The 23,978-nt window shown below is 65.9% G+C and carries 24 protein-coding genes, 1 other RNA gene, 1 pseudogene and 1 riboswitch; of the genes and pseudogenes, 9 read left to right on the top strand and 17 right to left on the bottom strand.

Translation table 11 applies throughout. The annotated features are described in order from the left end of the window. Positions 1-24 precede the first annotated feature (24 nt). A pseudogene (locus tag AC30QB_RS00740) lies at positions 25-1,152 on the top strand (glycosyltransferase family 4 protein); the annotation flags it as partial. Here AC30QB_RS00740 and AC30QB_RS00735 read toward each other — a convergent pair. The 3 genes from AC30QB_RS00735 to AC30QB_RS00725 are packed head-to-tail and all read right to left on the bottom strand — an operon-like array spanning position 1,133 to position 4,676. Then, complete coding sequence (locus AC30QB_RS00735; protein WP_489544269.1) at positions 1,133-2,362, bottom strand: oligosaccharide flippase family protein; 1,230 nt, start codon at positions 2,360-2,362, stop codon at positions 1,133-1,135. The pseudogene AC30QB_RS00740 and the gene AC30QB_RS00735 overlap by 20 nt on opposite strands. A 14-nt stretch (positions 2,363-2,376) precedes the next feature. Continuing rightward, complete coding sequence (locus AC30QB_RS00730) at positions 2,377-3,666, bottom strand: aminotransferase class I/II-fold pyridoxal phosphate-dependent enzyme (protein ID WP_489544268.1); 1,290 nt, start codon at positions 3,664-3,666, stop codon at positions 2,377-2,379. Then, on the bottom strand, positions 3,663-4,676 hold the full coding sequence (locus AC30QB_RS00725; protein WP_489544267.1) for a glycosyltransferase family 2 protein: 1,014 nt from the start codon (positions 4,674-4,676) through the stop codon (positions 3,663-3,665). Before AC30QB_RS00725 ends, AC30QB_RS00730 begins: the two co-directional genes overlap by 4 nt. A 131-nt stretch (positions 4,677-4,807) precedes the next feature. On the opposite strand from AC30QB_RS00725, the gene AC30QB_RS00720 reads away from it, so the two are divergent. Together AC30QB_RS00720 and nth are read left to right on the top strand one after the other, a co-directional pair. Further along, positions 4,808-5,374, top strand: coding sequence for an RnfABCDGE type electron transport complex subunit B (locus AC30QB_RS00720; RefSeq protein ID WP_489544266.1), 567 nt, complete (start codon positions 4,808-4,810; stop codon positions 5,372-5,374). Further along, complete coding sequence (gene nth, locus AC30QB_RS00715; protein WP_489544265.1) at positions 5,371-6,027, top strand: endonuclease III; 657 nt, start codon at positions 5,371-5,373, stop codon at positions 6,025-6,027. The genes AC30QB_RS00720 and nth overlap by 4 nt, the downstream gene beginning before the upstream one ends. Here the strand turns inward: nth and AC30QB_RS00710 are convergent. The 12 genes from AC30QB_RS00710 to AC30QB_RS00655 are packed head-to-tail and all read right to left on the bottom strand — an operon-like array spanning position 5,973 to position 17,433. Next, positions 5,973-6,545: a histidine phosphatase family protein gene (locus AC30QB_RS00710; protein WP_489544264.1), complete on the bottom strand. Its 573-nt coding sequence runs from the start codon at positions 6,543-6,545 to the stop codon at positions 5,973-5,975. The two genes, nth and AC30QB_RS00710, sit on opposite strands and share 55 nt — an antisense overlap. Next, positions 6,530-7,309, bottom strand: coding sequence for an adenosylcobinamide-GDP ribazoletransferase (locus AC30QB_RS00705; protein WP_489544263.1), 780 nt, complete (start codon positions 7,307-7,309; stop codon positions 6,530-6,532). Before AC30QB_RS00705 ends, AC30QB_RS00710 begins: the two co-directional genes overlap by 16 nt. Beyond that, a complete protein-coding gene (gene cobT / locus AC30QB_RS00700; RefSeq protein ID WP_489544262.1) occupies positions 7,306-8,352 on the bottom strand; it encodes a nicotinate-nucleotide--dimethylbenzimidazole phosphoribosyltransferase in 1,047 nt (348 codons plus the stop codon). The genes AC30QB_RS00705 and cobT overlap by 4 nt, the downstream gene beginning before the upstream one ends. 9 nt (positions 8,353-8,361) lie before the next feature. Then, a complete protein-coding gene (locus AC30QB_RS00695) occupies positions 8,362-9,807 on the bottom strand; it encodes a cobyric acid synthase (RefSeq protein WP_489544261.1) in 1,446 nt (481 codons plus the stop codon). Beyond that, positions 9,804-10,772: an aminotransferase class I/II-fold pyridoxal phosphate-dependent enzyme gene (locus tag AC30QB_RS00690; protein ID WP_489544260.1), complete on the bottom strand. Its 969-nt coding sequence runs from the start codon at positions 10,770-10,772 to the stop codon at positions 9,804-9,806. Before AC30QB_RS00690 ends, AC30QB_RS00695 begins: the two co-directional genes overlap by 4 nt. Then, the gene (gene cbiB, locus AC30QB_RS00685) at positions 10,769-11,695 is read right to left on the bottom strand and encodes an adenosylcobinamide-phosphate synthase CbiB (RefSeq protein WP_489544259.1); all 927 of its coding nucleotides are present in this window, start codon (positions 11,693-11,695) and stop codon (positions 10,769-10,771) included. Before cbiB ends, AC30QB_RS00690 begins: the two co-directional genes overlap by 4 nt. Before the next feature lie 9 nt (positions 11,696-11,704). Beyond that, complete coding sequence (cobO, locus tag AC30QB_RS00680) at positions 11,705-12,274, bottom strand: cob(I)yrinic acid a,c-diamide adenosyltransferase (protein WP_489544258.1); 570 nt, start codon at positions 12,272-12,274, stop codon at positions 11,705-11,707. A 1-nt stretch (position 12,275) separates the two neighbouring features. After that, a complete protein-coding gene (locus tag AC30QB_RS00675) occupies positions 12,276-13,040 on the bottom strand; it encodes an ABC transporter ATP-binding protein (RefSeq protein ID WP_489544257.1) in 765 nt (254 codons plus the stop codon). Next, the gene (locus AC30QB_RS00670; protein ID WP_489544256.1) at positions 13,037-14,056 is read right to left on the bottom strand and encodes a FecCD family ABC transporter permease; all 1,020 of its coding nucleotides are present in this window, start codon (positions 14,054-14,056) and stop codon (positions 13,037-13,039) included. The genes AC30QB_RS00675 and AC30QB_RS00670 overlap by 4 nt, the downstream gene beginning before the upstream one ends. After that, entirely contained in the window at positions 14,056-14,937 is an 882-nt protein-coding gene (locus AC30QB_RS00665) for an ABC transporter substrate-binding protein (protein WP_489544255.1), read from the bottom strand. The genes AC30QB_RS00670 and AC30QB_RS00665 overlap by 1 nt, the downstream gene beginning before the upstream one ends. Then, positions 14,934-15,497 carry a bifunctional adenosylcobinamide kinase/adenosylcobinamide-phosphate guanylyltransferase gene (locus AC30QB_RS00660; protein WP_489544254.1) on the bottom strand — a complete coding sequence of 188 codons (564 nt, stop codon included), beginning with the start codon at positions 15,495-15,497 and terminating at the stop codon, positions 14,934-14,936. Before AC30QB_RS00660 ends, AC30QB_RS00665 begins: the two co-directional genes overlap by 4 nt. 1 nt (position 15,498) lies before the next feature. Beyond that, positions 15,499-17,433, bottom strand: coding sequence for a TonB-dependent receptor domain-containing protein (locus AC30QB_RS00655; RefSeq protein ID WP_489544253.1), 1,935 nt, complete (start codon positions 17,431-17,433; stop codon positions 15,499-15,501). Between the two features lie 68 nt (positions 17,434-17,501). Continuing rightward, positions 17,502-17,738, bottom strand: a riboswitch (cobalamin riboswitch). Positions 17,739-17,789: 51 nt separating this feature from the next. Between AC30QB_RS00655 and AC30QB_RS00650 the strand changes: the two genes are divergently transcribed. The 4 genes from AC30QB_RS00650 (at position 17,790) to AC30QB_RS00635 (ending at position 19,104) form a co-directional block, all read left to right on the top strand. After that, the gene (locus AC30QB_RS00650) at positions 17,790-18,017 is read left to right on the top strand and encodes a cell division protein ZapB (RefSeq protein WP_489544252.1); all 228 of its coding nucleotides are present in this window, start codon (positions 17,790-17,792) and stop codon (positions 18,015-18,017) included. Further along, on the top strand, positions 18,014-18,316 hold the full coding sequence (locus AC30QB_RS00645) for a cell division protein ZapA (protein ID WP_489544251.1): 303 nt from the start codon (positions 18,014-18,016) through the stop codon (positions 18,314-18,316). The genes AC30QB_RS00650 and AC30QB_RS00645 overlap by 4 nt, the downstream gene beginning before the upstream one ends. Before the next feature lie 37 nt (positions 18,317-18,353). Beyond that, positions 18,354-18,534, top strand: a non-coding RNA gene (gene ssrS / locus AC30QB_RS00640) — 6S RNA. A 108-nt stretch (positions 18,535-18,642) separates the two neighbouring features. Continuing rightward, complete coding sequence (locus AC30QB_RS00635) at positions 18,643-19,104, top strand: EVE domain-containing protein (protein ID WP_489544250.1); 462 nt, start codon at positions 18,643-18,645, stop codon at positions 19,102-19,104. Between the two features lie 17 nt (positions 19,105-19,121). Here the strand turns inward: AC30QB_RS00635 and AC30QB_RS00630 are convergent, their stop codons facing one another. Next, positions 19,122-20,156, bottom strand: a complete 1,035-nt coding sequence (locus AC30QB_RS00630) for a GGDEF domain-containing protein (protein WP_489544249.1) — start codon at positions 20,154-20,156, stop codon at positions 19,122-19,124. Positions 20,157-20,478: 322 nt separating this feature from the next. Here AC30QB_RS00630 and AC30QB_RS00625 point away from each other — a divergent pair, with 322 nt between their 5' ends. Continuing rightward, complete coding sequence (locus AC30QB_RS00625; protein WP_489544248.1) at positions 20,479-21,696, top strand: MFS transporter; 1,218 nt, start codon at positions 20,479-20,481, stop codon at positions 21,694-21,696. Between the two features lie 3 nt (positions 21,697-21,699). Here the strand turns inward: AC30QB_RS00625 and AC30QB_RS00620 are convergent, their stop codons facing one another. After that, positions 21,700-23,400, bottom strand: a complete 1,701-nt coding sequence (locus AC30QB_RS00620; protein ID WP_489544247.1) for a bifunctional protein-serine/threonine kinase/phosphatase — start codon at positions 23,398-23,400, stop codon at positions 21,700-21,702. Positions 23,401-23,574: 174 nt separating this feature from the next. On the opposite strand from AC30QB_RS00620, the gene AC30QB_RS00615 reads away from it, so the two are divergent. Continuing rightward, positions 23,575-23,978: NAD(P)/FAD-dependent oxidoreductase (locus tag AC30QB_RS00615; protein ID WP_489544246.1), on the top strand; the 404-nt coding region annotated here is incomplete at its 3' end.

Here is a 23,978-nt window from a genome sequence, read left to right as displayed (position 1 = left end):
CTCATGACCGACCCTGAAACCTTGCCCTTGAAAGTTGCCGTAGTACACGAGTGGCTAGACGCCTATGCCGGCAGCGAGCGGGTGCTGGAGCAGATCTTGAAGGCCTACCCCTCGGCCGACCTGTTTACCGTGGTCGACTTTCTGAAAGACGACGAGCGTGGCTTCGTGCTCGGCAAGCGCGCCACCACCACCTTCATCCAGCGGCTGCCGTTTGCCCGCAAGCACTTCAGGTCGTACCTGCCGCTGATGCCGCTGGCCGTAGAGCAGCTCGACCTGTCGGGCTACGAGCTGGTGATCTCGTCCAGCCACGCCGTGGCCAAGGGCGTCATCACCGGGCCGGACCAGGTGCACGTGAGCTATGTGCACTCGCCGATACGCTACGCCTGGGACATGCAGCACCAGTACCTGAGCGAGTCGGGCTTGTCCAAGGGCCTCAAGGGCGCCATCGCACGGGTGGTGCTGCACTACATACGCCTGTGGGATTTGCGCACCGCCAACGGCGTCGACGCCTTCATCGCCAACTCGGCCTTCATTGCACGCCGCATTCGCAAGGTCTACCGGCGCGAGGCCGAGGTGATCTTTCCGCCAGTCGATCTCGACCGCTTTCAGCCGCTGCAGCAGAAAGAAGACTTCTATCTCGCTGCATCGCGCATGGTGCCCTACAAGAAGATGCCGCTGATCGCGCAGGCGTTTGCGCAAATGCCCGACAAGCGGCTGATCATGATCGGCGACGGGCCCGAGATCGACCGCGTGCGTGCTGCCGCTGGCCCCAACGTCACCGTGATGGGCTATCAGGGCACCGACGTGCTGGCCGACCACATGCGGCGCGCGCGAGCCTTCGTGTTTGCCGCCGAAGAAGATTTCGGCATCATGCCGGTCGAGGTGCAGGCCTGCGGCACGCCGGTGATCGCCTTCGGCCGCGGCGGCGCCACTGAAACCGTGCTCACCGAAGGGCCGCAGCGCACGGGGCTCTTCTTCCATGAGCAGAGCACGGCCGCGTTGATTGACGCGGTGCAGCGCTTCGAGTCGGGCCCGCCCTGCACCGCCGCCGCCTGCCGCGCCAACGCAGAGCGCTTCTCGGTGGCGGCTTTTCAAGCCGCCCTGCGATCGGTGGTGGAGCGTGCCTTGCGCGCTACGACAGGCGCTTCTTCAAGACCGCTCTGAGCCGCAAGCCCGCCATGGCCGCCAGGCTGGCTTCAGCAGACAGCAAGGCCCAGCCGTACGAGAGCGGCCCATGCAGCACCAACAGCAACATGGTGCCGAACACCACTGCGGCCAGCATCACCACTACCGCATAAGACTTCTCTTGCCCGAAGGCGATAAGCGACTGCATGCCGAACAGCTCGGCCGCGGCATTGAGCGGCACGCTCAGGCCCACCAGCATGATCAGGCCCACCGCCACCGGGTACTCGCCCAGGAACACGTGGCGCACGATGAACTCTGCGGCGAAGATGATCAGCAGGCCGATCACCAGGCCGCCGCCAAGCAGGCCGGCGAGCGACAGACGCCCGAGCCGCAGCGCCTGCTGCGGCGATGAGCGCGCCAGCCCCGACAGGCGCACGAAGGTGAGCTGTTTGATCGGAAGCAACACCGCCTGCCCGGCCATGCGCACACGCACCGCGAGGTTGGCCGCACCTACTGTGGCCGGGTCGGCGGTGAGGCCCAGCAGGGCCACGCCACCGTTGGTGAGCAATGCACCGCTCAGGTTGCCCACCACGATGGCCGACGAGCGGCGCATCAGCCCCCACATCACCGACAGCTGCGGGCGCACGAGACCGGCCAGCCGCTGGCGCACCAACACGACCCAGCCCATGCCGGACGTGGCCAGCGAGACGAAGGCGTAAGTCCAGAGCGCGCCTGGCATGTCACCGGGCTGCGAGACCAGCACCCACAACAATGCAATCGCCAGCAGCCGAATGGTGGTGGTGACGGCCAGCAGCACCTTGGTGCGCTCCAGCGCGCGCAGGTACCAGCTCACGTCCATCGCGAAGCCGACCATGTAGAACACGATCGGCAGCACCAGTTTCCACTGGTCGAGCCCGCGCAGCGAGAGCGACAGCGCCGCCGTGAGGCTGGCCACGCCGCTGCAGATCAAGAGCTTGGCCGCCGTCACGTTGCACAACAGCCGGTGCTGGCGCCCAGCATCGCCGTGGGCCTGAGACACCTCGCGTATGCCCAGCCAGTCGAAACCGAACTCGATGATCACGCCAAGAAAGGCAGCCAGTGCGGTGTAGAACGACACGATGCCGAAGTCATGCACGCCCAGCACACGGCCGCACAGAATCGCAAAAAAGAGCGGGAAGGCGAAATTGGCGAGGTGGGTCAGGGCCAACTCGACGAGCTTGCGAAAAGTGTCTTTCACGGGGCCTTGTGTCTTCAGGCTTGCCGGCTGCTCAGCCGGCCGCCGGCGCACACCATCAACTGCAGCAGATCGCAAATGGTGTCGACATCTGACACGCTCACACCGGTGCCGGTAGGCAGGATCAGCAGCTTGTCGGCCAGAGCTTCCGTGCGCGCCAGGCGCATGGGCGTGTCGGCATAGAGCGTGCGGTAGGGCTCCATGCGGTGGCAACCGGGCCAAAAGTATTTGCGTGCCATCACATTCTCGGCCCACAGCGCCGCCAACAGGTCGTCGCGCGAGGGCCCGTCAGGAAACGCCGGCTCGTACTCGACCACCACGTACTGATGGTTGCTGCGCTCCTCGGGCGGGCCTTCACGCAGCAGCATGCCGGGCATGTCGACCAGTCTGCGGCGGTAAGCCGCGTGGTTGGCGTGGTTGGCCGACATGAAGCCGTCCATCGCGCGCAGCGAGGTCAGGCCCATCGCGGCAGAAATCTCACTCATCTTGCCATTGGTGCCGACGTACGAAACCTCGTCTACACCCGTGATCCCAAAGTTGGCCATCGAGCGAAACTTGCGTGCAAGCTTGTCGTCGTTGGTGGTGATGGCACCCCCCTCGAAGGTGTTAAAAAACTTGGTGGCATGGAAGCTGAAGACCTCGGCATTTCCAAAGCCGCCAATCATCTGCCCGCCGTGCGTGCAGCCAAACGCGTGGGCCGCATCGAACAGCAGCTTCAGCCCATGCTCGTCTGCAATCTCCTGCAGCTCACCCACCGGGCAGCCGTGGCCCCACAGGTGCACGCCGATGATGCCGGTGGTCTGAGGGGTGATCAGCCGCCGCACCTCAAGAGGGTCGAGCACATGCGTGGCTTCGTCGACATCGCAAAACACCGGCTTGACCCGCTGCCACTGCAAGGCATGCGCAGTGGCCACAAAGGTCATCGAGGGCACGATGACTTCGCCTTCCATCTGCAGCGCCCGAATGGCGATCTCAAGCCCGACGGTGGCGCTGGCCACGGTGATGCAGTGCTTGACACCCAGGTAGCGGCACAACTCGGCTTCCAGCTCCTGCACGCAAGCGCCGTTGTTGGTGAACCAACGCGAATCGAGTATGGCCTCCACGCGCTTCATGAAGTAGGACCGGTCGCCCATGTTGGGCTGGCCCACGTGAAGCTTGCGCTCTAAGGCCGGCACGCCACCAAACACGGCAAGATCGTCGAGGGTCTTGACCGCGTGGCCATCAGATGGGGTGGCAAGTTCGGCGCCGGCACACAACGCGTCGTATGAGCCCAGCGCCTGCGGCTGCGTGTCGGTGAATTCGCTCATGCCGAACTGGGCGCGCCGGTGGCACTGCGGTGCATCTGCGCCAGGCGCAAGGCCAGCGGGCGCGGCAACACCAGCACCCCCATCATCCACACCGACACCGCGAGCTTCATGCCCAAACCGATCTCTGGCCAGCGCCACACCGACTGCAGCGCGAACCCCGTGAGCCGGCCCGCCGACACGGGCCTGGTGAGCACACCCGCCGCCGGCGTGCCGCCGAATCGCAGGCAGATGGCGGCCAAGCGGGCTTCCCACGGCGCCATCAGCTGCGGGATGCGTGGCTTCTTGTTGAGGCGCGACAGGCTCTTCTCGACGAAGCGCTTGGTCGAGTCGGCGCGCTCGTATTCCGACCACAAGCCGGTCGGCGCGTTGTTCATCAGCAGCGAACCTTCAGCGGCGGAGCGGTGCAGGCGATAGGCGCCAAGCGGCGCCGACAAGGTGAGCACCTCGCCATAGGCCGGCGCCAGAAGAATGGGCACCGAGTCAGCAGCGCGCAGCCACAACTTGGGGTCCATCGGCAAGACTTGCCGGAGAAAATCTGCCCCGTAGGCGTTGCCCGAACCCGGTGGTGAGCCATAAGTGCCGAACTCGCGCACCAGATCGAGCGCCTGCGCGTCGTGCATGTGGTGGGGCACCTGGCGGCCGAGCGAGCGGCCTTCAGCATCGACCATCAGCAACGGAAACTGAACCTTGCTCACCCCGCTGCGCCAGGCCGCGGCGATGCTTGCGGCGGCCTGCGGGTAGAGCCAGTCGTCGGCATCGAGAAAGACCACCGCGTCGCCGGTGGCCTGGGCGTAGCCCTCGTTGTAGGCGGAGCCTTGCCCGCCATTGGGTTTGACGATCACCTTCACGCGGTCAGCAAAGCGGTTGATCACCTCGACCGAGCCGTCGGTGGAACCGTCGTCGACCACGATCACCTCCACGTCAGGGTGAGTTTGCGCAAGCGACGATTCGATGGCCTTGCCCACGAAGTTGGCGTAGTTGTAGTTGTCTATGACGATACTGATGCGCATATGAATGTTTGTGAACTGTTATGCCATGAATGGCTTGCGTTTCCGATGCAATATCAGTGCCGCAAAGCGCAAGAAACCGCGTCGTACACCCACTCATTCAGGGGCACCGCAGGGCAGGCTAAGCTGTGCGGGTGAACCGCACAGAACTCGCATCCGCCCTGAACGCAGCATTGCCGCAAACGCAATGTACCCGCTGCGGCTACCCCGATTGCCACAGCTACGCCCAGGCCATCGCCGAAGGTGATGCCGAAATCAACCAGTGCCCGCCGGGCGGCGCCGAAGGCATCGTGCGGTTGGCCCGAATCACCGGCCGCACCGCCCTGCCCCTCAACCCCGACAACGGCCACGAAGGCCCGCGTCAGCTCGCCGTGATCGACGAGGCCTGGTGCATAGGCTGCACGCTGTGCCTCGCGGCCTGCCCGGTGGATGCCATCTTCGGTGGCCCTAAGCTCATGCACACCGTCGTTGACCTGCAGTGCACGGGCTGCGAGCTGTGCATTCCGGTGTGCCCGGTCGACTGCATCTCGCTCGTCAACATCACCAGCGAGCGCACGGGCTGGCAAGCCTGGGGGCAGACGCTGGCCGATGAAGCCCGTGAGCGCTACGCCTTTCACACCTTTCGCAAATCGCGCGACGAGCACGAACGCATCGCCCGCCTGGAAGCCGCGGCCAAAGCGCGCTCACAACCCCGCCCATGAAAACGTCGTTCATCGAGCCTTTCTTTTCCACCCTTCGCGCCGCCAACCCTCACCCCGTCACCGAGCTCGAATACACCAACGCGTTCGAGCTGCTCGCCGCGGTGCTGCTGTCGGCGCAAGCCACCGACGTGGGCGTCAACAAGGCCACGCGCAAGCTCTTTGCCGTGGCCAACACGCCGCGCAAGATGCACGCACTGGGTGTAGAGGGGGTGAGCGAGTACATCAAGACCATCGGCCTGTTTCGCAACAAGGCCAAGAACCTGGTCGAGACCAGCCGCCTCCTGATGGAAGAGCACGACAGCCAAGTGCCGCGCAGCCGCGAAGCACTGGAAGCCCTGCCGGGCGTGGGCCGCAAGACGGCCAATGTGGTGCTCAACGTGGTGTATGGCGAGCCGACCATGGCGGTTGACACGCACATCTTCCGTGTCAGCAACCGCACCGGGCTCGCGCCGGGCAAGAACCCGCTTGAAGTGGAGCTGGGCCTGCTCAAGCGCGTGCCGGCCGCGTACTTGCAGCATGCGCACCATTGGTTGATCTTGCATGGCCGCTATGTGTGCCAGGCCCGCAGGCCGCTGTGCGAGCAGTGCAGCGTGGCGCGCTACTGCGACTCGGCACCACCCGCACTGCGCGGCAGCTCAACGGCGCAACCGTAAGGCAGGGCTGGCGGCCAATCCCTTGCCAGCGTCGGTGGAGGCAGGCCTGCAGCCACACGCAGAGCGGCATTGATCCAGCCCGCGTGCGCCACCAAGCACACCTTGTCTTGCGCATGTTCGGCAAGAAACGCTGCGCAGCGCGCCATCAGCTGGGTCACAGATTCACCGCCGCCGGGGGCATAGACGGCGAACGCATCCGTCCATGCGGCCACTTCGGCAGGGTTGATGGCGTCCCAGCGCTGGCCGTCCCAAGCACCGAAATCCAGCTCGCTCAGGCGCGCATCCACATGGTGCTGCCAGCCCCAGCGAGCGAGCCAGCGGCCGACATCAGCGCTGCGCCGCAAAGGTGAAGTGAAGACCACGCGCGGCCAAGCGTGACGCCGCGCACGCTCGCGCACGCGGTGCGCAACGCGCTTGGCCTTGCGCGCATCCACCAGCACATCGGTTCTCTGGCCGATGCAGCGCCCATCCAAACCCAAAGGGCGCGGGTGGCGCCAAACAATCAGAAGCGCAGCCACACCAGAAAGCCCATCAGCACCAGCAGCTCACTCACCTGCTGCGTGGCGCCCAGCGTGTCGCCGGTCATGCCACCGAGACGGCGCCGCAGCCACACCGCAGCAAGCGCGGCGCACAGTGCTGCCAGCACCAAGCTCATGAGCACAGGCTGCCACCACGCGGCATGCCATGCCACCAGCAAGGCGCCCATGACCAGCACCCAGCCGCACGCCACCACCAAGCCCTTGGCCGACACGCGCTGCGCCAAAGGCTTGGCCTTGGCATGCGACGCGTCACCGGCGTACGGCAGCCAGCGGATCAAGGCCACTGCAGCAGCACGCGAGGCCGTGTGGCCCAGCAGCATCGCCGCGAACACGAGGGGCACGGGCAATGCCACCAGCACCATCGCCTTCAGCCCCAGCACCAGGATCAGACCCACCGCACCATAGGTGCCGATGCGCGAGTCCTTCATGATTTCGAGCGCCCGCTCGCGGCTCACCGCACCACCCAGGGCATCACAGGTGTCAGCCAGGCCGTCTTCATGGAAGGCACCCGTCAACAGCACGGTGGCCGCCATTGACAAGCCGACCGCCACACCCATGGGGAAGACCCAGCACGCACCCCACAACACCGCAGCCGCCACACCGCCGACAAATGCGCCCACGGCGGGGAAATGGCGCGCACTCTCGTTCAACCACTGCGGCTCGTACCCCACCCAGCGCGGCACGGGCAAGCGCGTGAAGAACTGCAGCGCGATGAAGAAGAGCCGCAGCTCGTGGCGGATCATGGCGCGTCTTGGCGATCCGACACACCCGCCGACTCGAAGCTCGCCATCTCGTTGAGCACGCACACCGCGCTCTCCAGCAGCGGCCATGCCATGGCCGCACCCGAGCCTTCGCCAAGACGCAAACCCAGATCGAGCAAGGGCTGTGCACCCAGGTGCCTGAGCATCAGCTCATGCCCGATCTCGGCCGAGCGGTGTGACCACACGCAATAGCCGAGCACCGCGGGCGCGAGCTTGGCCGCCACCAGCACGGCCGCACCGGTGATGAAGCCATCGACCACGATCGTGCGTCTTTGAGAGGCGGCTTGCAACGAAGCGCCCACCAGGGCTGCGATCTCGAAACCGCCCATCGCCGCAAGCACCTGCAGCGGATCGTTCAAGCCTTGGTGCCGGCCCTTCACTGCCGCCAGCACTGCGAGCTTGTGCGCCAGCCCGGCATCGTCCAGGCCGGTGCCGCGGCCTACGCACAGCGCGAGGTTGGCACCTGTGAGCCTCGCCATCAGCAGGGCGGCGCTCGATGTATTGCCTATGCCCATCTCGCCCAGCAGCACGGCATTGCCGGGTAGGCGCTCGACCACCTCTCGGCCCATGGCGATGGCCTGCAGGCACTGGGCCTCGGTCATCGCCGGGCCTTCGCATGCGTCGGCCGTGCCCAAGGCAACCTTGCGCAGGAGCAGGCCGGGGCGAGGTGCAAAGTCATGCCGCACACCGGCATCGACCACGGTCAACGCCAGGCCATGCTGGCGTGCCAGCACGCTCACCGCCGCACCGCCGGCAGAGAAGTTCTCGACCATCTGCCACGTCACGTCGCTCGGGTAGGCCGACACGCCGCGCGCTGCGAGACCGTGGTCGCCTGCGAAAACGACCAGCTGCGGCGCCAGCCAACGCGGTGTCTCGGTCTGCTGGATGAGACCGACTTGCAGCGCCAGGCTCTCCAGCCGGCCCAGCGCACCGAGCGGCTTGGTCTTGCGGTCCATGCGCTGCTGCAGCTTGCGCGCCAGCGCGTCGTCATGCACGTGGGCAATGGCTGGAAGGGTCAGGTTCATGCGGTCAGTTCATGAGGCAAGCAGGTTCATCAGGGAATCGTGCTCGAAGTGCTGCTCGATGAAATCGGCCAGCCCGTCGAACACTTCATCGAGGCCACGCACTTCGGCGCCGAAGAGCGCGCGCAACACCTCGGGCGACTCGAACATGCCGTGCGCGTACACGCCGAGCACGCTGCCTTGCTGCCAGCCTATGGGCACGCCCTCGGCGTTGTACAACGCAGCCGGCGCGCCGTTACGCGCTTGTGTGCGCCCGTGGCGAATCTCGTAGCCGCGAAACTGCAAGCCCGACAGCGCCGCCCAGGGTGCTGCCAGCGTGCCTGCTTTTGCGCGGGTTTCGCGCAGCAGCTTGGCGGGCTCGAAATGGGTGGTCAGCGGCAGCAAGCCGAGGCCGGGCGCATTGCCGTCCACGCCATGCTCGTCGACCAGCGCATCGCCCAGCATCTGCAGGCCACCGCACACGCCCAGCACCGGCTTGGCTGCTGCGGCGTGGAAGGCAATCGCTGCGTCCATGCCTTGTGCGCGCAGCCAGGCCAGGTCGCTGCTGGTGTGCTTGGAGCCGGGCAACATGATCCAGTCAGCACCTGCCAGTTGTGCTGCCGTGCGCGCCCAGCAGAGCGACACGCCGGGCAGGTTGCGCAGCGGCTGAAACTCGTCGAGGTTGCTGATGCGCGGGTAGGCCACGATGGCCACCTGCAGGCCCTCCTGTCTTACCGGCATGTCGTCGAAAACACCGTCTTCTTCCGGCAGGCCGTGGCCGCGCCACATGGGCAGCACGGCCAGCGTGCGCACCCCGGTCAGCCGCTCCAGCATCTCTGGCCCCGGGGCGAGCAGGCTTGCGTCGCCGCGAAAGCGATTGAGTACGAAGCCCCGCAGCAAACGCGCCTCGGCCTCGGGCAGCAGCTGGTGCGTGCCGTAGAGGTGAGCAAAGGCGCCACCACGGTCGATGTCGGTCATGAGCAAGCAGGCCGCGTTGACCTCGCGCGCGGTGCGCATGTTGACGTAATCGCTGGCATGCAGGTTGATCTCGGCCGGCGAGCCCGCGCCCTCGATCACCACCAACTCGTTCTCTTGCATCAGCTCATGCAAGGCACGCCGGCCATAGGGCCACAGCGCCTCGCTGCGCTCACGCCAGGGCACTGCCGCCAGGTCGGGCCGCACCTCGCCCATCACCACCACCTGGCTGGCGCTGTCGTGCTCGGGCTTGAGCAGCACCGGGTTCATGCGCACTTCCGGCGAGCAGCGCGCAGCGAGCGCCTGAAAGTACTGCGCACTGCCGATCTCGCCGAGACGGCCGCCCACACCCGGCACCACGCGCGCGTTGTTGCTCATGTTCTGCGCCTTGAAGGGCGCGACCTTGATGCCACGCTGCACATACCAGCGGCACAGCGCCGTCGCCAGCCAGCTCTTGCCTGCGCCGCTGGTGGTGCCGAGCACCATCACAGCCCGTGCACTCATGCTCTCGCCTTGTACCAAGCCGCGCGCAAGGCCTGCTGTGCCTGAGGCGGCTGCACGCTCAGGCGCACATGGCCGGGCAAGCCCATATCGGTGGTGTCACGCAGCTTCACACCCTGTGCACGCAAACGCTGCAGCTGCTGCACCTCAGGCCCCTGCGCCAGAAAAAACGGCGTGACGCTTTCACTGCAAAGCCAACCTAACTCGGCACAACACTCAAGCTGCTGGCGCTTCCAGGTGCGCAGCAAAGACAGGCAGTCGACCAGCCAGGCTTGCGTTTCTGCCGCGGCCCAACCCGCGAGCATGGCTACGCCATGTGCGCCCACGGCCCAGGAAGGCGCGAGCGCTTCGAGCGTGGCTTGCAGATCACCCGCATCGTCGGGCGCAATGGCATAGGCGCCGCGCACGCCAGTCAAGCCCAAGGCCTTGTTGGGCGACATCAGCCGCCAGGCCTGCTCGGGCAGCGGTGGTGCGTCGCCCTCAAGTCGCAAAGGCGCGTAGGCGCAGTCGACCACCAGCACGGCTCCTTCGCGCGTGGCCGGTACGCGGTGGGAGCGCCCATCGGGGCTGCCCGGCTCGGTGTGCCACACCAGCGCGGCATCGCCCGCCTGCGCAAGCCGCAGGCCAAAAGCCTGCGCCGCGCGCGCGTAATCGGCATAGCCGGGAACCGGCAGGTACACGCTCGCCTGTGGACTGCGGTGCGCCATCGCCAGGCTCATGCGGTAGATGAATTCACTGGCGCTGGCGGCCATCACGATGCGGCTCACAGGCACGACGTGAAAGCTCGCCAGCTGCTCGCGCAGCGCGGTGTAGGCAGGGTCGGGGTAACGCGCCGCATCAGCTTGGCGGACCGAGAGCAGCACACGCGGCGCGGGCCCGCAGGCATTGGCGTTGGTCGAGAAATCCCAGCGCGGCACGCCTGCGGCGTCAGGCCCGCCATGCGCCACGCCACTCACGCCTGCGTTCACAGCGCCCTCGCCACCCACGACAACATCGCCAGCACCATGCCTGCCCAGGCTGCCATGGTGGCAAAGCCCAGCGCCTGGGCCATGTTGCGCGACGAAGGCGAAGCGCCGGTTTCATTGAGCACGTACACGCCGGGCTTGGCCAGGCGCACACCCAGGCGCAGCGCCATGGCGCCCATGGCCCAACCCCCGTTGGGGGACGGCGTGCGCCCGGCCTGCCGTTTCAGCGAGCGCCAGTGGGCCGCGCGCCAGGCGGGGTAGAGGCTCAGTGCGGTGATGCGCGCGGGCAGCCACGAGAGCACGTCGTCTGCACGCGCGGCCCACTTTCCCGCCCATTCCCACACGCCGTGGTAGCCCCACATGGCGTCGGCGGTGTTGGCAAACCGGTAGACCACGGCACCTGGCAGGCCCGCCACTGCAAACCAGAACAGCGGGGCGATCACCGAATCGTTGAGGTTCTCGGCCAGCGTCTCGATAGCGGTCTCGCGCAGCGCTTCTTCGTTGAGGCCGCTCAGGTCGCGGCTTACCAGGCGGGAGAGACGCTCACGCGCCGGCTCGATGCCCAGCGCCAGCTCGTCTTCGACCGCCAACACCTCGTCGCGCAGCATGCGCCAGGCCAGCATGGGCTTGAGCATCAACGCAAGAAGGGGCACGGCCCACCATGTCGACAAGGCCAGCACGCGCAGCTGCAGCCACCAGGCAAGCGCACCCAGGGCGCCAGCGATCAAGAGCCAAGACGCCGCCCCGCCCCAGAAGGCCGCGGCCGGCGACATGACGCGCAGCCAGCAACCGAGCGGCCACAGCACGCGGCCCAGCCACGCCACCGGGTGCAAGGCATCAGGCGGCTCGCCAAACAGGGTGTCGATCACCCATGCGAGCAGCAGCGCGAGGGCGAGCACCAGGGCGGATGAGTGGGAGAGCAGCATCGAGGCGGTTCAGTCTTCGATGCCGCGCTGGGCTGGCACGCCGGCTTGGTAGTGGTGCTTCACGAGCGTCATTTCAGTCACAGTGTCGGCCAGATCGATCAACTCTTGCGGCGCATTGCGGCCCGTGAGCACCACATGCACATGCGGCGGTCGCTCGCGCAGGCAGGCGAGCACCGGCTCCAGGGGCTGCCAGCCATAGCGCAGAGGGTAGGTCACCTCGTCGAGCACCACGAGAAAGTGCTCACCGGCGCGGATTGTCGCCTCGGCGCGCGCCCAGCCCTCGCGGGCCAGCTGAGCCGAGTGCTCGAGGTCATGGCTCTTCCAGCTGAAGCCATCGCCCAGGCCCTCTATGGGAACGCCGAGGTCGGCGAACACGCGGTGCTCGCCGAAACGCGCCGTGGGCACTTTCATGAACTGGTAGATCTTCACTGGCTTGCCGCGGCCGTGGGCTCGCAGCGCAAGGCCGAAGGCGGCCGTGCTCTTGCCTTTGCCGTCGCCGGTATGAATGAGCAACAGGCCTCGCCGCTCGCCAGTGGGTTTGTCTTTTCCGTGCTCGGTGGGAGGGGCTTCGATCTGCATGTCAGTCCAGGTTGGGAAGCACCGCGAGCCTGTCGCCCAGGCGTTCGATGCGGATGGCGTGGTCGAACACACCCACAAGCGTCTCGTGTACCGCGGGGTCGCCGACCGCGCCCTCTGCAGCAATGCGGCCGGCCTGCATGACCACCAGGCGATCGGCCTGCAAGGCCAGCGGCACGTCATGCAGCACGCTCACCACCGTGCGCTCGCGGGCGAGCCGTTTGAACAGGCGCACCAGCGCCACCTGGTGGGGCGGGTCGAGGTGGGTGGTGGGCTCATCGAGCAGCAACACCGGCGCGTCGACGGCCAACGCGCGCGCCAGCAGCACACGCTGGCGTTCGCCGCCCGAGAGTTCGTGCAGCCGGCGATCGGGCCAGGCATCGCACTCGGCAGACTTCATGGCTTGCTGCACAAGGGCCTGGTCTCGCTCGCTCGGCTCATCAAAGAGGCCGAGCTGCGGCAGCCGACCCAGCTGCACGATCTGGCGCACAGTGAGCTCACCGGTGGCGCTGCCCTGCTGCGCCAACCAGGCGATCTGCTGCGCGCGCTCGCGCACCGACCATGCGGCCAAGGGCTTGCCTTGCAACAGCACGCGGCCTGCGTCCAGAGACTGCAGGCCCGCCAGGCTGCGCAGCAGCGTCGACTTGCCTGCGCCATTGGGGCCGACGATCACTGTCCAGCCCGGCTGCAAGGCAAGCGAGACCTCGTGCAGCACCCGGTTCCCGCCCAACGACACCGAGACCTTCTCTGCCACAAGCGACGTGCTCATGCGATCTTTCGCCGGTGCAGCAGCCACAGCAAGTAGCCGCCGCCGAGCACCGCAGTGAGCACTCCGACGGGCAGCTCTTGCGGTGCCAGCAGGCTGCGCGCCAGCACGTCGGCTGAGAGCAGCAACACGCCGCCCATCGCCGCACTGGCCACCAGCGTGTAGCCATGCGCGGCAGGGGCAAACCGGCGAACAAGATGCGGCGACACCAGGCCGACAAAAGCGATCAGGCCGGCCTGCGAAACCGCCATGCCGGTGGCCAGCGCAAGCGCACCCACCAGGGCCAGGCGCACCTGCGGCAGCGCCAGGCCCAGGCTTGCAGCGCTCTCTTCACCCAGCGTCAGCGCGTCGAGTGCGCGCGACAAGCGCCACACCAGCGGCAGCGCAATCAGCAATCCACCCGCCATCAGCACGCAACTGCTCCACCCGAGGAAGCCGGTGGAGCCGAGCAAGAACGCCTGCTTGCCGCGCAGCGCATCGGGCGCGAAATTGGTGACCATGTCGCTCAGCCCGCCCAGCAGCACGCCCACCACCACACCCGAGAGCAGCAGGTGCGTGGTCTCGTGCGCACCGCGGGCCAGGCTCAAGGTCAGCACCACGCCGAGCAAGGCGCCAGCAAACGCAGCGCCCACCAGGCCGATGCGCCCGATCAAGCTGGCCGTGGCCAGGCTGATGCCCTGCCCGGCCAGCATGCTGGCGGCCAGCACCAGCACCACACCCAGCACAGCTCCTGAGGCCGAGCCGAGCAAATAGGGGTCGGCCAAGGGATTGCGAAACAGGCCCTGCGCAACGGCACCGGCCAGCCCCAGCAACGCCCCTGTCAACCAGGCCCCGATGGTGCGCGGCGCTCGGATCTGGCCAACGATCAAGGAGCCGTCAGGGCCGTTGAGCAAGGCGAGGGTCTGCGAGATCGACCACCCCTCGCTGCCTGCCGCGATACCGGCCAAGCCGAGCAGCAGCGTCAAAGCGCACAAACCGAGCGCCAGGCGCCGCCGCGTTGGGCGTTCGGTGTCGGACATCAGCGCGGTTCCGGCAGGGCGGCCAGACAAGTGGCCAGCAGCTGCGCCGCCTCACCCATGCGCGGGCCGGGGCGGATCAGCAGCTCGTAGTGCGCCGCATCGAAGCCGCAGGTGCGCTGCTGCTGCAGCGCGGCGAGCGTCGCCCAGCCGGGACGCCTGGGCATCTCTTCAAGGCTGCGCTGCGCCGCGATCACGACGTCGGGCTGGGCCTTGACCACGAACTCGGGGTTGAGCCGCGGGAACGGGCCCATATCAGACGTGACGATGTTGCCCATGCCCAGCCGCGCCAGGGTCTCACCGATGAACGAGCCTGCGCCGGCCGCGTAGGGCGTGGTATCGACCTCGAAGTAAACCCGTTGTCCCCGAAGCCGAGCGGGCACGCGGGTGGCGGCTTCGGCCACGGCCGATTCGATGTGCGCCCAGGTAGCGTCGGCTGCGGCCGGCACACCCAGCATCAGAGCAATTGTCTGCAGACCGCGCTTCACGTCGGCATGCGTTTTGGTGTCAAGCACCAGCACCTTGAGCCCCAGCGACTCCAATCGGTCGATCACACGCGCCGAAGGCGCGGCCAGCACCACGTCGGGCTTCAGCGAGGCGATGCGCTCGATCAGGGCATCTTCCAGCCCACCCAGCTTGGGCAAGGCCTCCACGCTCTTCGGCGTGTTGGAAAAGCGATCGGTGCCCACCAGGCGGCTGCAAGCGCCCAGAGCGCAAACGCTTTCGGTGAGCGAGGGCAGCAAGGTGACGATGCGCTGCGGGCTGCGTGGCAACACGAGCGTGCTGCCGCGGTCGTCGCTCAGACGTATGTCGGCCAGTGCGTGCAGCGGCAGGCACAGCAAGAGAAACAACATGCGCAGCCAGCGCTGACGCAGAAGCGTCATGCAGCACCCCGCTTCACTGGCATCTCGATGCCCGCCACCATCCACGTTACCCGCTCGCAGCGCGCCGCGATGGCCTGATGCAAGCGCCCCAGTTCGTCGACGAAACGACGTGCCTCGGGCGACAAAGGCGACACGCCGAGCCCGATCTCGTTCGACACCAGCACCACGGGGCCTGGGGCCTCGTCGAGGGCATGGCAGAGCTCGTCGCTGCGGGCCAGCCATGCGGCCTCGCCGAGCGCCGCGCCGCTCATGGGCATCAGCAGGTTGGTCAGCCACAAGGTAAGGCAGTCGATCACCAACAAACGCTGCGGTGAACTCAAGCGAAGTACGGCCTGAGCAAGCTCAATCGGCACCTCTTCGGATTGCAAGCCGGACACCCGCTCGGCCCTGTCTGCACGATGGCGAGCGATGCGCTCGCGCATCTCGCCATCGTGAGCCACAGCCGTGGCCAGGAGCACGGCCGTGACGCACGGCTTCTTCAGCCAGGCAGCGGCGCGCTCCTCGGCGCAGCGCGACTTGCCGCTGCGCTGGCCGCCGAGGATCAGCTCGCTGCCTGCCACCTCAGAAGCCCACCCTGATCGACGCCACGAAACTGCGACCCGCTTCCGGGTAGATGGAGTTGGTGACACCGCTGGGAGTGCAGCTGAAGGCCTGCGTGTAGTACTTCTTGTCGGTAAGGTTGGTGACACCCAGCGACAGCTCCACATCGCCACTGCGGTAGGCATAGCGCGCGTCAGCGGTGGTGTACGCCGGCATGCTGCACACGTTGTCGAAATCAGGCGACTGCGAAGACACCATGTTGACCAGCCCGTTCAGCTTGTGACCACCGCCGACATCCCAGTCGGCACCCAAAGACAGCGTGCGCTTGGGTACGAGCGCGATGTCGTTGCCATCGTAGGTACCGCCAGTGAACTTGGCCTGGCGGGCGGCTGCGTTCAAGCGCAACTTGACGTCACGGCTCAGGTCGTGGGTCAACTCAAGTTCAAGGCCCTGGCGCCGGGTGGGGCCATCGAAGTTCACGTTGGCGCCGAAGAAACCTACGTTCCGGTCGTAGCCGATCTCGTCATGCAGGGCATTCCGATAAAAGCGCAGCTCGGCCCGCCCCGTGTCATAGGCCAAGCGAGCGCCGAGGTCAATGTCGCGCGAGGTCTGCACGCGCAAACCGCCTGGTTGCGAAAAGCCGATTTCGTCGACATTGGGAAAGCGGAAGCTGCGGCCCAGATGTGCAAACAACGAAGCGCTCGCACCCAGCGGCTGCACCACACCGACATTCCAGGCGTTGAAGGATTCGTCCACCGGCGTCGTCGCCGAGGTGTCGGTCTTGGTAACGTGCTCCCTGCGCACACCCGCACTCAGACGCGTTCCACCCGGCAGCCTGAAATCTTCCTGCAGATAGACAGCCTTGTTCTGCTGCTCGCTGGTCGAGCCGAACGCGCCGCGCACCGCACGATCCCAGTCGTCGCGATCCACGCCGAACACCACCGTGTTGGCGTAGCTGCCGAACGTGGCGCTGTGCCTTGCGCGTGCCGAGCGGTTGCGGGCATCCACGTCATAGGCGTAGGCAAACGAGGTCTGGCTGATCAATGTCTTGTCGCGCTTGCCGGTGTCAATCGCGATCTGCCAGTCGCCCCAAGTGGCTTCTGCGAACAGGTTGTCGCGATGGTTGTCGATGTCGGCGCGGTCATTCGGGCGGTTGGTCTGCCGCGGATTGGCCTCGTACTGGGCGGCCGTCAACGCACCCGGCAAGCCCGTGTGCAGCTCGTCTTGCGTGTGCTGCCCACCCACGCGCAGCCAGTCGTTGCGCCATTGGCCCGTCATCGAAAGACCTTCGACCGCAGAGCGAAAGTTTTCGCGGTGCCCGTCACTCGTGCGCCGCATGCCCGCCACGTCGAGCGAGAAGCCCCCGCTGACAAGCGTGGCGCCGGCACGCGCGTCTGCCAGCGACTGGCTGCCTAGCGCCATGTAGGCGCGACCATCACTTACCGCATTGCCGCTGGCAGCTTTGGTGGTGATGACGATGGCGCCGCCCGTCGCTCCCTCGCCGTACAAGACCGCCGCACTGCCGCGGATCACCTCGATGCGGGCTATCGAATCGATCGGAATGCCGGCCAGCCGGGTGCCGCCCAAATCAGCTTCGCTGATGCGAACGCCGTCGACGACCACCACCTGGTTGCTGCCCGCGGTAATGCCAAAGCCGCGCAGATCGAGCCCGTAGTCGCCACCACCATAGAAGTCGAGCTTGCCGGGCACGCCCAGCAGCTTCATCAGTGCCTCGTTGACGGTAGAGACGCCCGCGTCGCGCATGTCTTCAGCGGTGATCACGCTCACGCCAAAGGGCAGGCTCGTGGCGTCTTCGGGAAAGCGTGTGGCCCTGATGATCACGGGCGCCAGGGTTTGTGGCGTCGCGCTTTGAGCCACGGCCACGCTGCAGGCCGACGCAAGAACGGAAAGGGCAAACACGGCAAATGGCGCGCGCCCGACAGAAGGAGAAATCATTGAATGCTCACGGAACAAGTCGTGCGCGCCGGCTTCCCCGCCAGTGCACACCTCATGGCATGCGGCACGCCGCACACCCCTTGTTGGCCGGTATCCGGGCTGGCGAACATTCTCATGCGACCTTCCCAGAGCCGCGAGGCTCCAGTGGTGTATGCACATGAGCGAGAGCGCAAGTCTCTCGTTCGCTTACCGTTGCGGGGGCAGCGCAGGTGGGCTTTCAGCCGTGGTGACTGAATGACCTCTGCTTCCCGTTTAACTGTGCCGATATGAAAACCGGCACGGGCACCAACATGCAGGATTGTAAGCAGCGGCACCCACCACCCTACAATCGACCACTCGCAACCCCGCAGGGCGCCATGTCGAAGACCCAAGATCTCGCGGATCGCGTAGAGCGTTTGTTGCTACGGCACGAAGAGCTCAAGCGCACCAACGAATTGCTCGAGCAGCAACTGGCAGCGCTGACGCACGAGCGCGACAACTTGCGCTCGCGTCTGAACGCCGCCCGCAGCCGTATCGATGCCTTGCTCGACCGCTTGCCCGTCGACGCGCCCACAGAAAGCCCCCCTGAAGGAAGCGCACCGTGAAGCAGATGGAAGTCACGATCATGGGGCAGATCTACATACTCGGCTGCCCCGAAGGTGGCGAGACCTCGCTGCTCGAAGCGGTGAGCAGCGTCGACCGCGAAATGATTGCCATACGCGATGCAGGCCGCGTCAAGGCACGTGAGCGCATTGCAGTGCTGGCGGCCCTTAATTTGGCCTATGCATTGGCAGAACGCCCGATGCCCAAAGCACCTTCTGCGGCAAGCAATGAAGAAGTCGATGTCGACGCGCTGATCCAGCGGCTCGATCAAGCCCTCGGAGCCGACGGGCAATTGCTTTAAAGCATGACTTCGGCGATAGACGCGCCGTAGAATGAATTCGTCCGTTGCGTTCGCGTGAGTCTTATATTTCCTTGAACCGATGCTCGCAAGAGCAAGGGCTTGGAACATCGCTCGGTAGGTGTGATCGTCTCGCGTCAGATGAACCCGAAATCAAGCTGACCTCGCCCACCTGAACTGCCTGGGTTCAGGAATGCGGCTCACGGTTCGTAACGGACACCTTATTTACATCGATAACCACATCGCACGAGCCTGAACGCCCGGCCGCCTGAAGCCAGGCGAGATCCGCTCGGGATATCGGCCGATGTACTCACTGGCCAAGGGGTTCCATGCCACAACAGTTCTGGTTGATGAAGAGCGAGCCCGGTGAGTGCTCGATCGACGACTTGGCTGCCGCGCCAAAGAAGACGGTGCCTTGGTTCGGCGTGCGCAACTACCAGGCGCGCAACTACATGCGCGACGAGATGCGTGTAGGCGATGGCGTTCTCTTCTATCACTCCTCATGCCCCGAGCCCGGCATTGCCGGCCTGGCGACTGTGGCCAGCACGCCCTACCCCGACGAAACGCAGTTCGACAAGAAGAGCCACTATTTCGACGCAAAATCAGCGCCCGATAACCCGCGCTGGAGCTTGGTCGACGTGAAGCTCGACCACAAGACGCGCTTGCTGTCACTGGCCGAGATGCGTGAAACGCCCGCGCTGTCGACCATGGTGGTGCTCAAGCCGGGCAACCGGCTGTCGATCACGCCGGTGACGGCCGATGAGTGGAAGGCCTTGCTCAAGCTGCTCTGAAAGCAGCGCTCAATCGCTCAGCTGGCTTCGAAGCGGATGCTGGCCAGCGTGACGTGGTTGCCCCCGCGCTTCTGAGCCTGCGCCAGCGCGGTGTCAGCCGCGTGCAGCAGGTCTTCTTGCGTGTGGGCAGTGTGCGGAAAACTCGCCACCCCCATCGACACGGTGAACCCCAGGTCTTGCCCGTTGAGCATGACGATCTGGGTGGCGCATTGCCGGCGCAGCCCTTCCATGCGGGCATGTGCGGTGGCCAGGCCCACACCGGACAGCAGCACCGCGAAGTGGTCTTCGTTGAGGCGGCACGACGCGTCCATCGCGCGGGTGCCACTGCGCAGCAGGCGGCCCAGCGATTCGAGCACCCGTGTGCGGGCTTCGGAGCCTGACGCCCGGGCGGTGTCGCTGAGCGGGTCTAGCGCCACCGACACGAGTGCGAACTCGCGATGCTCGCGTGAAGACAGATCGACTTCGCGCCTCAGCTGGTCGTCGAAGTGGCCGCGCTGGTACAGGCCGGTCACGCCGTCGCGCAGCCCTTGGTCTTGCATTTCGCGGCGCAAGCTCTCATTGGCCTGCTGCTGCTCTTCCAGTTGGCGCAAGGCCAGCTGCAATTGCGCTTCGCCGTGGCGCTGCGCGGTGACGTCAATCCAGAGGCTGCACAGGTAGCGAGGCGCGCCGCCGTCTGCAGACGCAAGTGGCAGCCGCGTCACGGTGAATTCGCGGCGCACGCCAGCTTGTTCTACGCGGTGCTCGCTGACCTGCGGCACGGTTTGCACCATGGCGGAATGGTCGGCGGTGCGAAGAGCAGAGCACGCTTCGCCCCCCACCCATTCTTCGTCAGTCAGCCCTTCCGCGGGGCGGCCCATCAGCGCCACCATGCGGGCGTTGGCATGCACATAGCGTCCGGTCGCGGCCTCTTTGATGCTCAGCATGGCATCGACTCGGTCCAGCAGCGCCGTTGCGACGACGCCCCAAGCCTCCGGCGCCAGACCCAATGCACGCACCAGCGCTTGCGACTGATCGGCGCGCGCAGAGAGTGCCTGCTGGTTGGATTCCGTCATTCCATGTCTCGTCTGTATTCACAGGCTGCCGTCGACGGCGTAGCCCTCTTCGCCTTGCGATTAATGCATTGGCAGAGTGACCTGAAAACCCCTAGGTTGATCATAGCGGCAGGGTTTTCTCCGGCAGAACGCACACCCTAAGTGCGGGGCGTGAAGATTTCGCACAAATCGCGGGCTGAGCCCTGCAGCGCCGCCCGCGCCCGCACCTGGTTGGCGCCACCGGCCAGCAAATGCTGCACCGATCTGGCACGGGATTCGCTTGCCAGGTCTCAAACACAAAACGCGCCCGCAAACAGGGCGCCCCACCCTGAGGATCACGCCTGTGTCTGGTTTTAAGAGCTTCCTGAAGACGGGGCATGGCCCCACCTTGTTCGCCGCTTTCCTGTACTTCTGCTTCTCGTGTTCCATCTGGGTCTTGAATGGCGCGATGGCGCCGTTCATCAGCGAGACCTTCCAGCTCTCGCCGGCCCAAAAGGGCCTGATGCTCTCGATACCCATCATTGCTGGCGCGCTCATGCGCTTCCCACTGGGTGTGCTGGCGCAGTACATCGGCCGCAAGAACGCCACCCTGGTCGAGATGAGCCTAATTGCAGCCGCAATGCTGTTTGGCTTCTTCTTCGTGCACAGCTTCAATGACCTGCTCGCCATGGGCGTGCTACTGGGCATTGCAGGTGCGAGTTTCGGCGTGGCCCTGTCTCTGGGCTCAGGCTCGTTCCCGCCGCGGCACAAAGGCCTGGCGATGGGCCTGGTGGGTGCCGGTAACGTGGGCACCGCGCTGTCGGTGCTGATCGCGCCGCCGCTGGCGCAGGCCTTCGGCTGGCAAGCCGTCTACGGCTTTGCCGCCGGAGCCATCGCCATTCCGATGCTGGTGATGATCTTCCTGGCGAAAGAACCGCCCGATCTCGACACCCACGCCAGCCTGCGCGAACACGTGGCCTGCTTGTTCGAGAAAGACGGCTGGGCGTTCAGCCTCATCTATGGCATCACCTTCGGCGGCTTCATCGGCCTCACCACCTTCTTGCCCACCTACTACTTCGACCAGTTCCACGTGAGCAAGGTGCAGGCGGGTCAGCTGACCATGCTCGCGGCCTTCGTGGGCGCCACGGTGCGCGTGTTCGGGGGGTGGATCTCTGACCGCTGGGGCGGCATCAACACCCTGACCACCGTGTTGCTGACCGTGATGGTGACGCTGCTCGCTTGTGGCTTGGCAGACGGCTCGCTGGCCGCCTCGACCTTGCTCTTCATGCTGTGCTTTGCAGCACTTGGCGCCGGCAATGGCGCGCTCTTCCAGCTGGTGCCGCTGCGCTGGCCGCTGAGCACCGCCGTCGCGGGCTCGATGATCGGCGAGGTGGGCGCGTTGGGCGGTGGCCTTGTGCCCAACGCCATGGGCCTGTCCAAGCAATACACCGGCAGCTACTTCTGGGGCTTTGCGGTGTTCGCCGTGCTCGCACTGATCGTGCTGGCGATGATGCGCAAGATGCAGCTGCGCTGGACGCGCACCTGGGCCGAGAAAGGCGGCCGCGCGAGGGTTACGGGCTGATCTCTATCGCGGCAAAAACAAGATCCAGTAAACCAGCAACAAGTTGAACAGCACCGACACACCCAGCGCCACCTTCCACAGCAAAATCGGGTCGCGCGCCAGCAGGGGCGTGGCGGCTTGCGCCGAAAGTGGGCGCGAAGCACCCCGCTGAATCGCCAGCTCCAGCTCTTCGGCGGTCTCGAAGCGCTGCTTCTTCTCAAACGCCACCGCCTTCAGCACGATGTGGTCGAGCCAGATGGGCACATCGGGCCTCAGCCGCGATGGCGGCCGTGGCGGGCGGCGATAGCGCAGCTTCTGGTAGGGCTCGATGTCACCAAACGGCAAGTGCCCCGTGAGCAGCTGGTACAGGCTGACGCCCAACGCAAACAAGTCGGTTTGCGCGTCGACCGGCTCGTCGTCCCACAGCTCAGGGTTCATGTAGCTGGGCGTGCCCGCATGCAGGCTGCGTTGCTCGGCGGGCTCGTTGCCCGACAAGGCCACCCCCAGATCCAGCAGGCGCAGCTGACCGTCTTCGCCCAGGTGCAAGTTGGCCGGCTTGATGTCTCGGTGCACCACACCCAGCCGGTGCAGTTGCGCAATCGACTTCGTGGCCGCCAGGCCCCACGCCACCACGTCGCCCACCGGCAAACCCTGAGGGCTGCGCTGTGCCATCTGCTCCAGCGTTTGCCCGGTGTGCCAGTCGAACACGAGATAGAAGGCGCTTGCGTCTTGCACCTCATGCAGCTTGACGAAACCAGCGCCCGCCCGCTCGCTCACCCGCGTGCCCAGCCAGGCCTCGTGGGCCAGCATGGCGCGCTCTTGGGGATCGCTCGCGCGCGACGGGTGCAGCGTCTTGAGCGCACGCAGGGCTCGCGTCTCGCCATGCCTCACCTGGTAGAGCAGGTGCACGTCCGTGTCGGCGACCAGGGCCGTGACCACGTGGCCATCCATCGCGTCACCCACCTTCAAGCGCGGCGGCACCGGCAGCTGGCGGCTGCGCACCAGCGCATCTTCGAGCCGCGAGCGTGCCAAGCCGCGCACGCGCACCACCAGTGCGGTGGCATTGTCTTGCGAGCCAGCCGCCAGCGCGGCCTGCACAATGGCCGCGCTGGCGTCTTGTGCCGACGCCGCATCACGCAACAAGGCCAGCATGCGGGGCTGCGGCAGGCGGCTGTGCACGCCGTCCGACACCAGCACGAAGGCGTCGCCCAGGTGCAGCTCGCCTTGCAGGTAGTCGACGCGGATGGCATCGTCTTGCCCCATGGCGCGGGTCAGCTGGCTGTGCAGATCGGGGTGGTCGAGGCAGTGGTCTTGCGTCAGGCGGCGGCACTCGGGCCCGCGCACCAGATAGGCTCGCGTGTCACCCACGTGGGCCACTGTCCAGGTCTGGCCGCGCAGGGCAAGCGCCGTCAAGGTGCTCATGGCAGCACCGACATGGCGCCTGTTGTGCGCCGCCAGCCAAGCGTTTTGCGCACCGATGATGCGGTCGAGCACCACACTGGTGTCCCAGGTGGGAGGGGCGGCGAAGTAGTCCTGCACCAAAGACATCACGGTGGTTTGCGCCGCCATGGCGCCCTCTCCGCCCGCGGAGACACCATCGGCAATCGCGGCAATAAAGCCCAATGCCTCTTCATGTGAAGCGGGTCGCATGGCGGCCGCGAAATCCTCGTTGTCTTGCCGCGGCCCGCGATCGCTCGTATAGCCCATGTCGATGTCAAAGCTCATAAGGTCGGGTTTGCACCTAGATGGGGCAAGTGTTGAATTCGGGAGTAAACAAGCAAGACGCTTGCCCGCAAACAGTGCGTCAGGCACCAGATTGCAGCCGATTGGGGGTAACCCGTTGGCACCCACCTTGCTACCTCTTAGGGCACTGAGAACAGTGACTGAGGAAACAGCCGCATGAAGAAGATGAAGTTGGTGATGGTCGGTAACGGCATGGCCGGGGTTCGCACCCTGGAAGAGCTGCTGAAGATTGCCCCCGATCTGTACGACATCACGGTGTTCGGCGCCGAGCCGCACCCCAACTACAACCGCATTCTGCTGTCGCCGGTGCTGTCCGGCGAGCAAACGCTCGATGAGATCGTGCTCAACCCCCTGAGCTGGTACGAAGAAAACAAGATCGACCTGCACCTGGGCCAGAAGGTGATCGGCGTGGACCGCAAGCGCCGCGTGGTGCAAGCCGCCAACGGCAGCGAAACCGAATACGACCGCCTGCTGATTGCCACCGGTTCCAACCCTTTCATCCTGCCGGTACCTGGCAAGGAACTCGAAGGCGTGATCGCCTACCGCGACATCGCCGACAC

This window comes from Rhizobacter sp. (assembly GCF_046595475.1).
GTDB lineage: Bacteria > Pseudomonadota > Gammaproteobacteria > Burkholderiales > Burkholderiaceae_C > Rhizobacter.
This window is presented reverse-complemented; position numbering and strand designations above follow the sequence as displayed.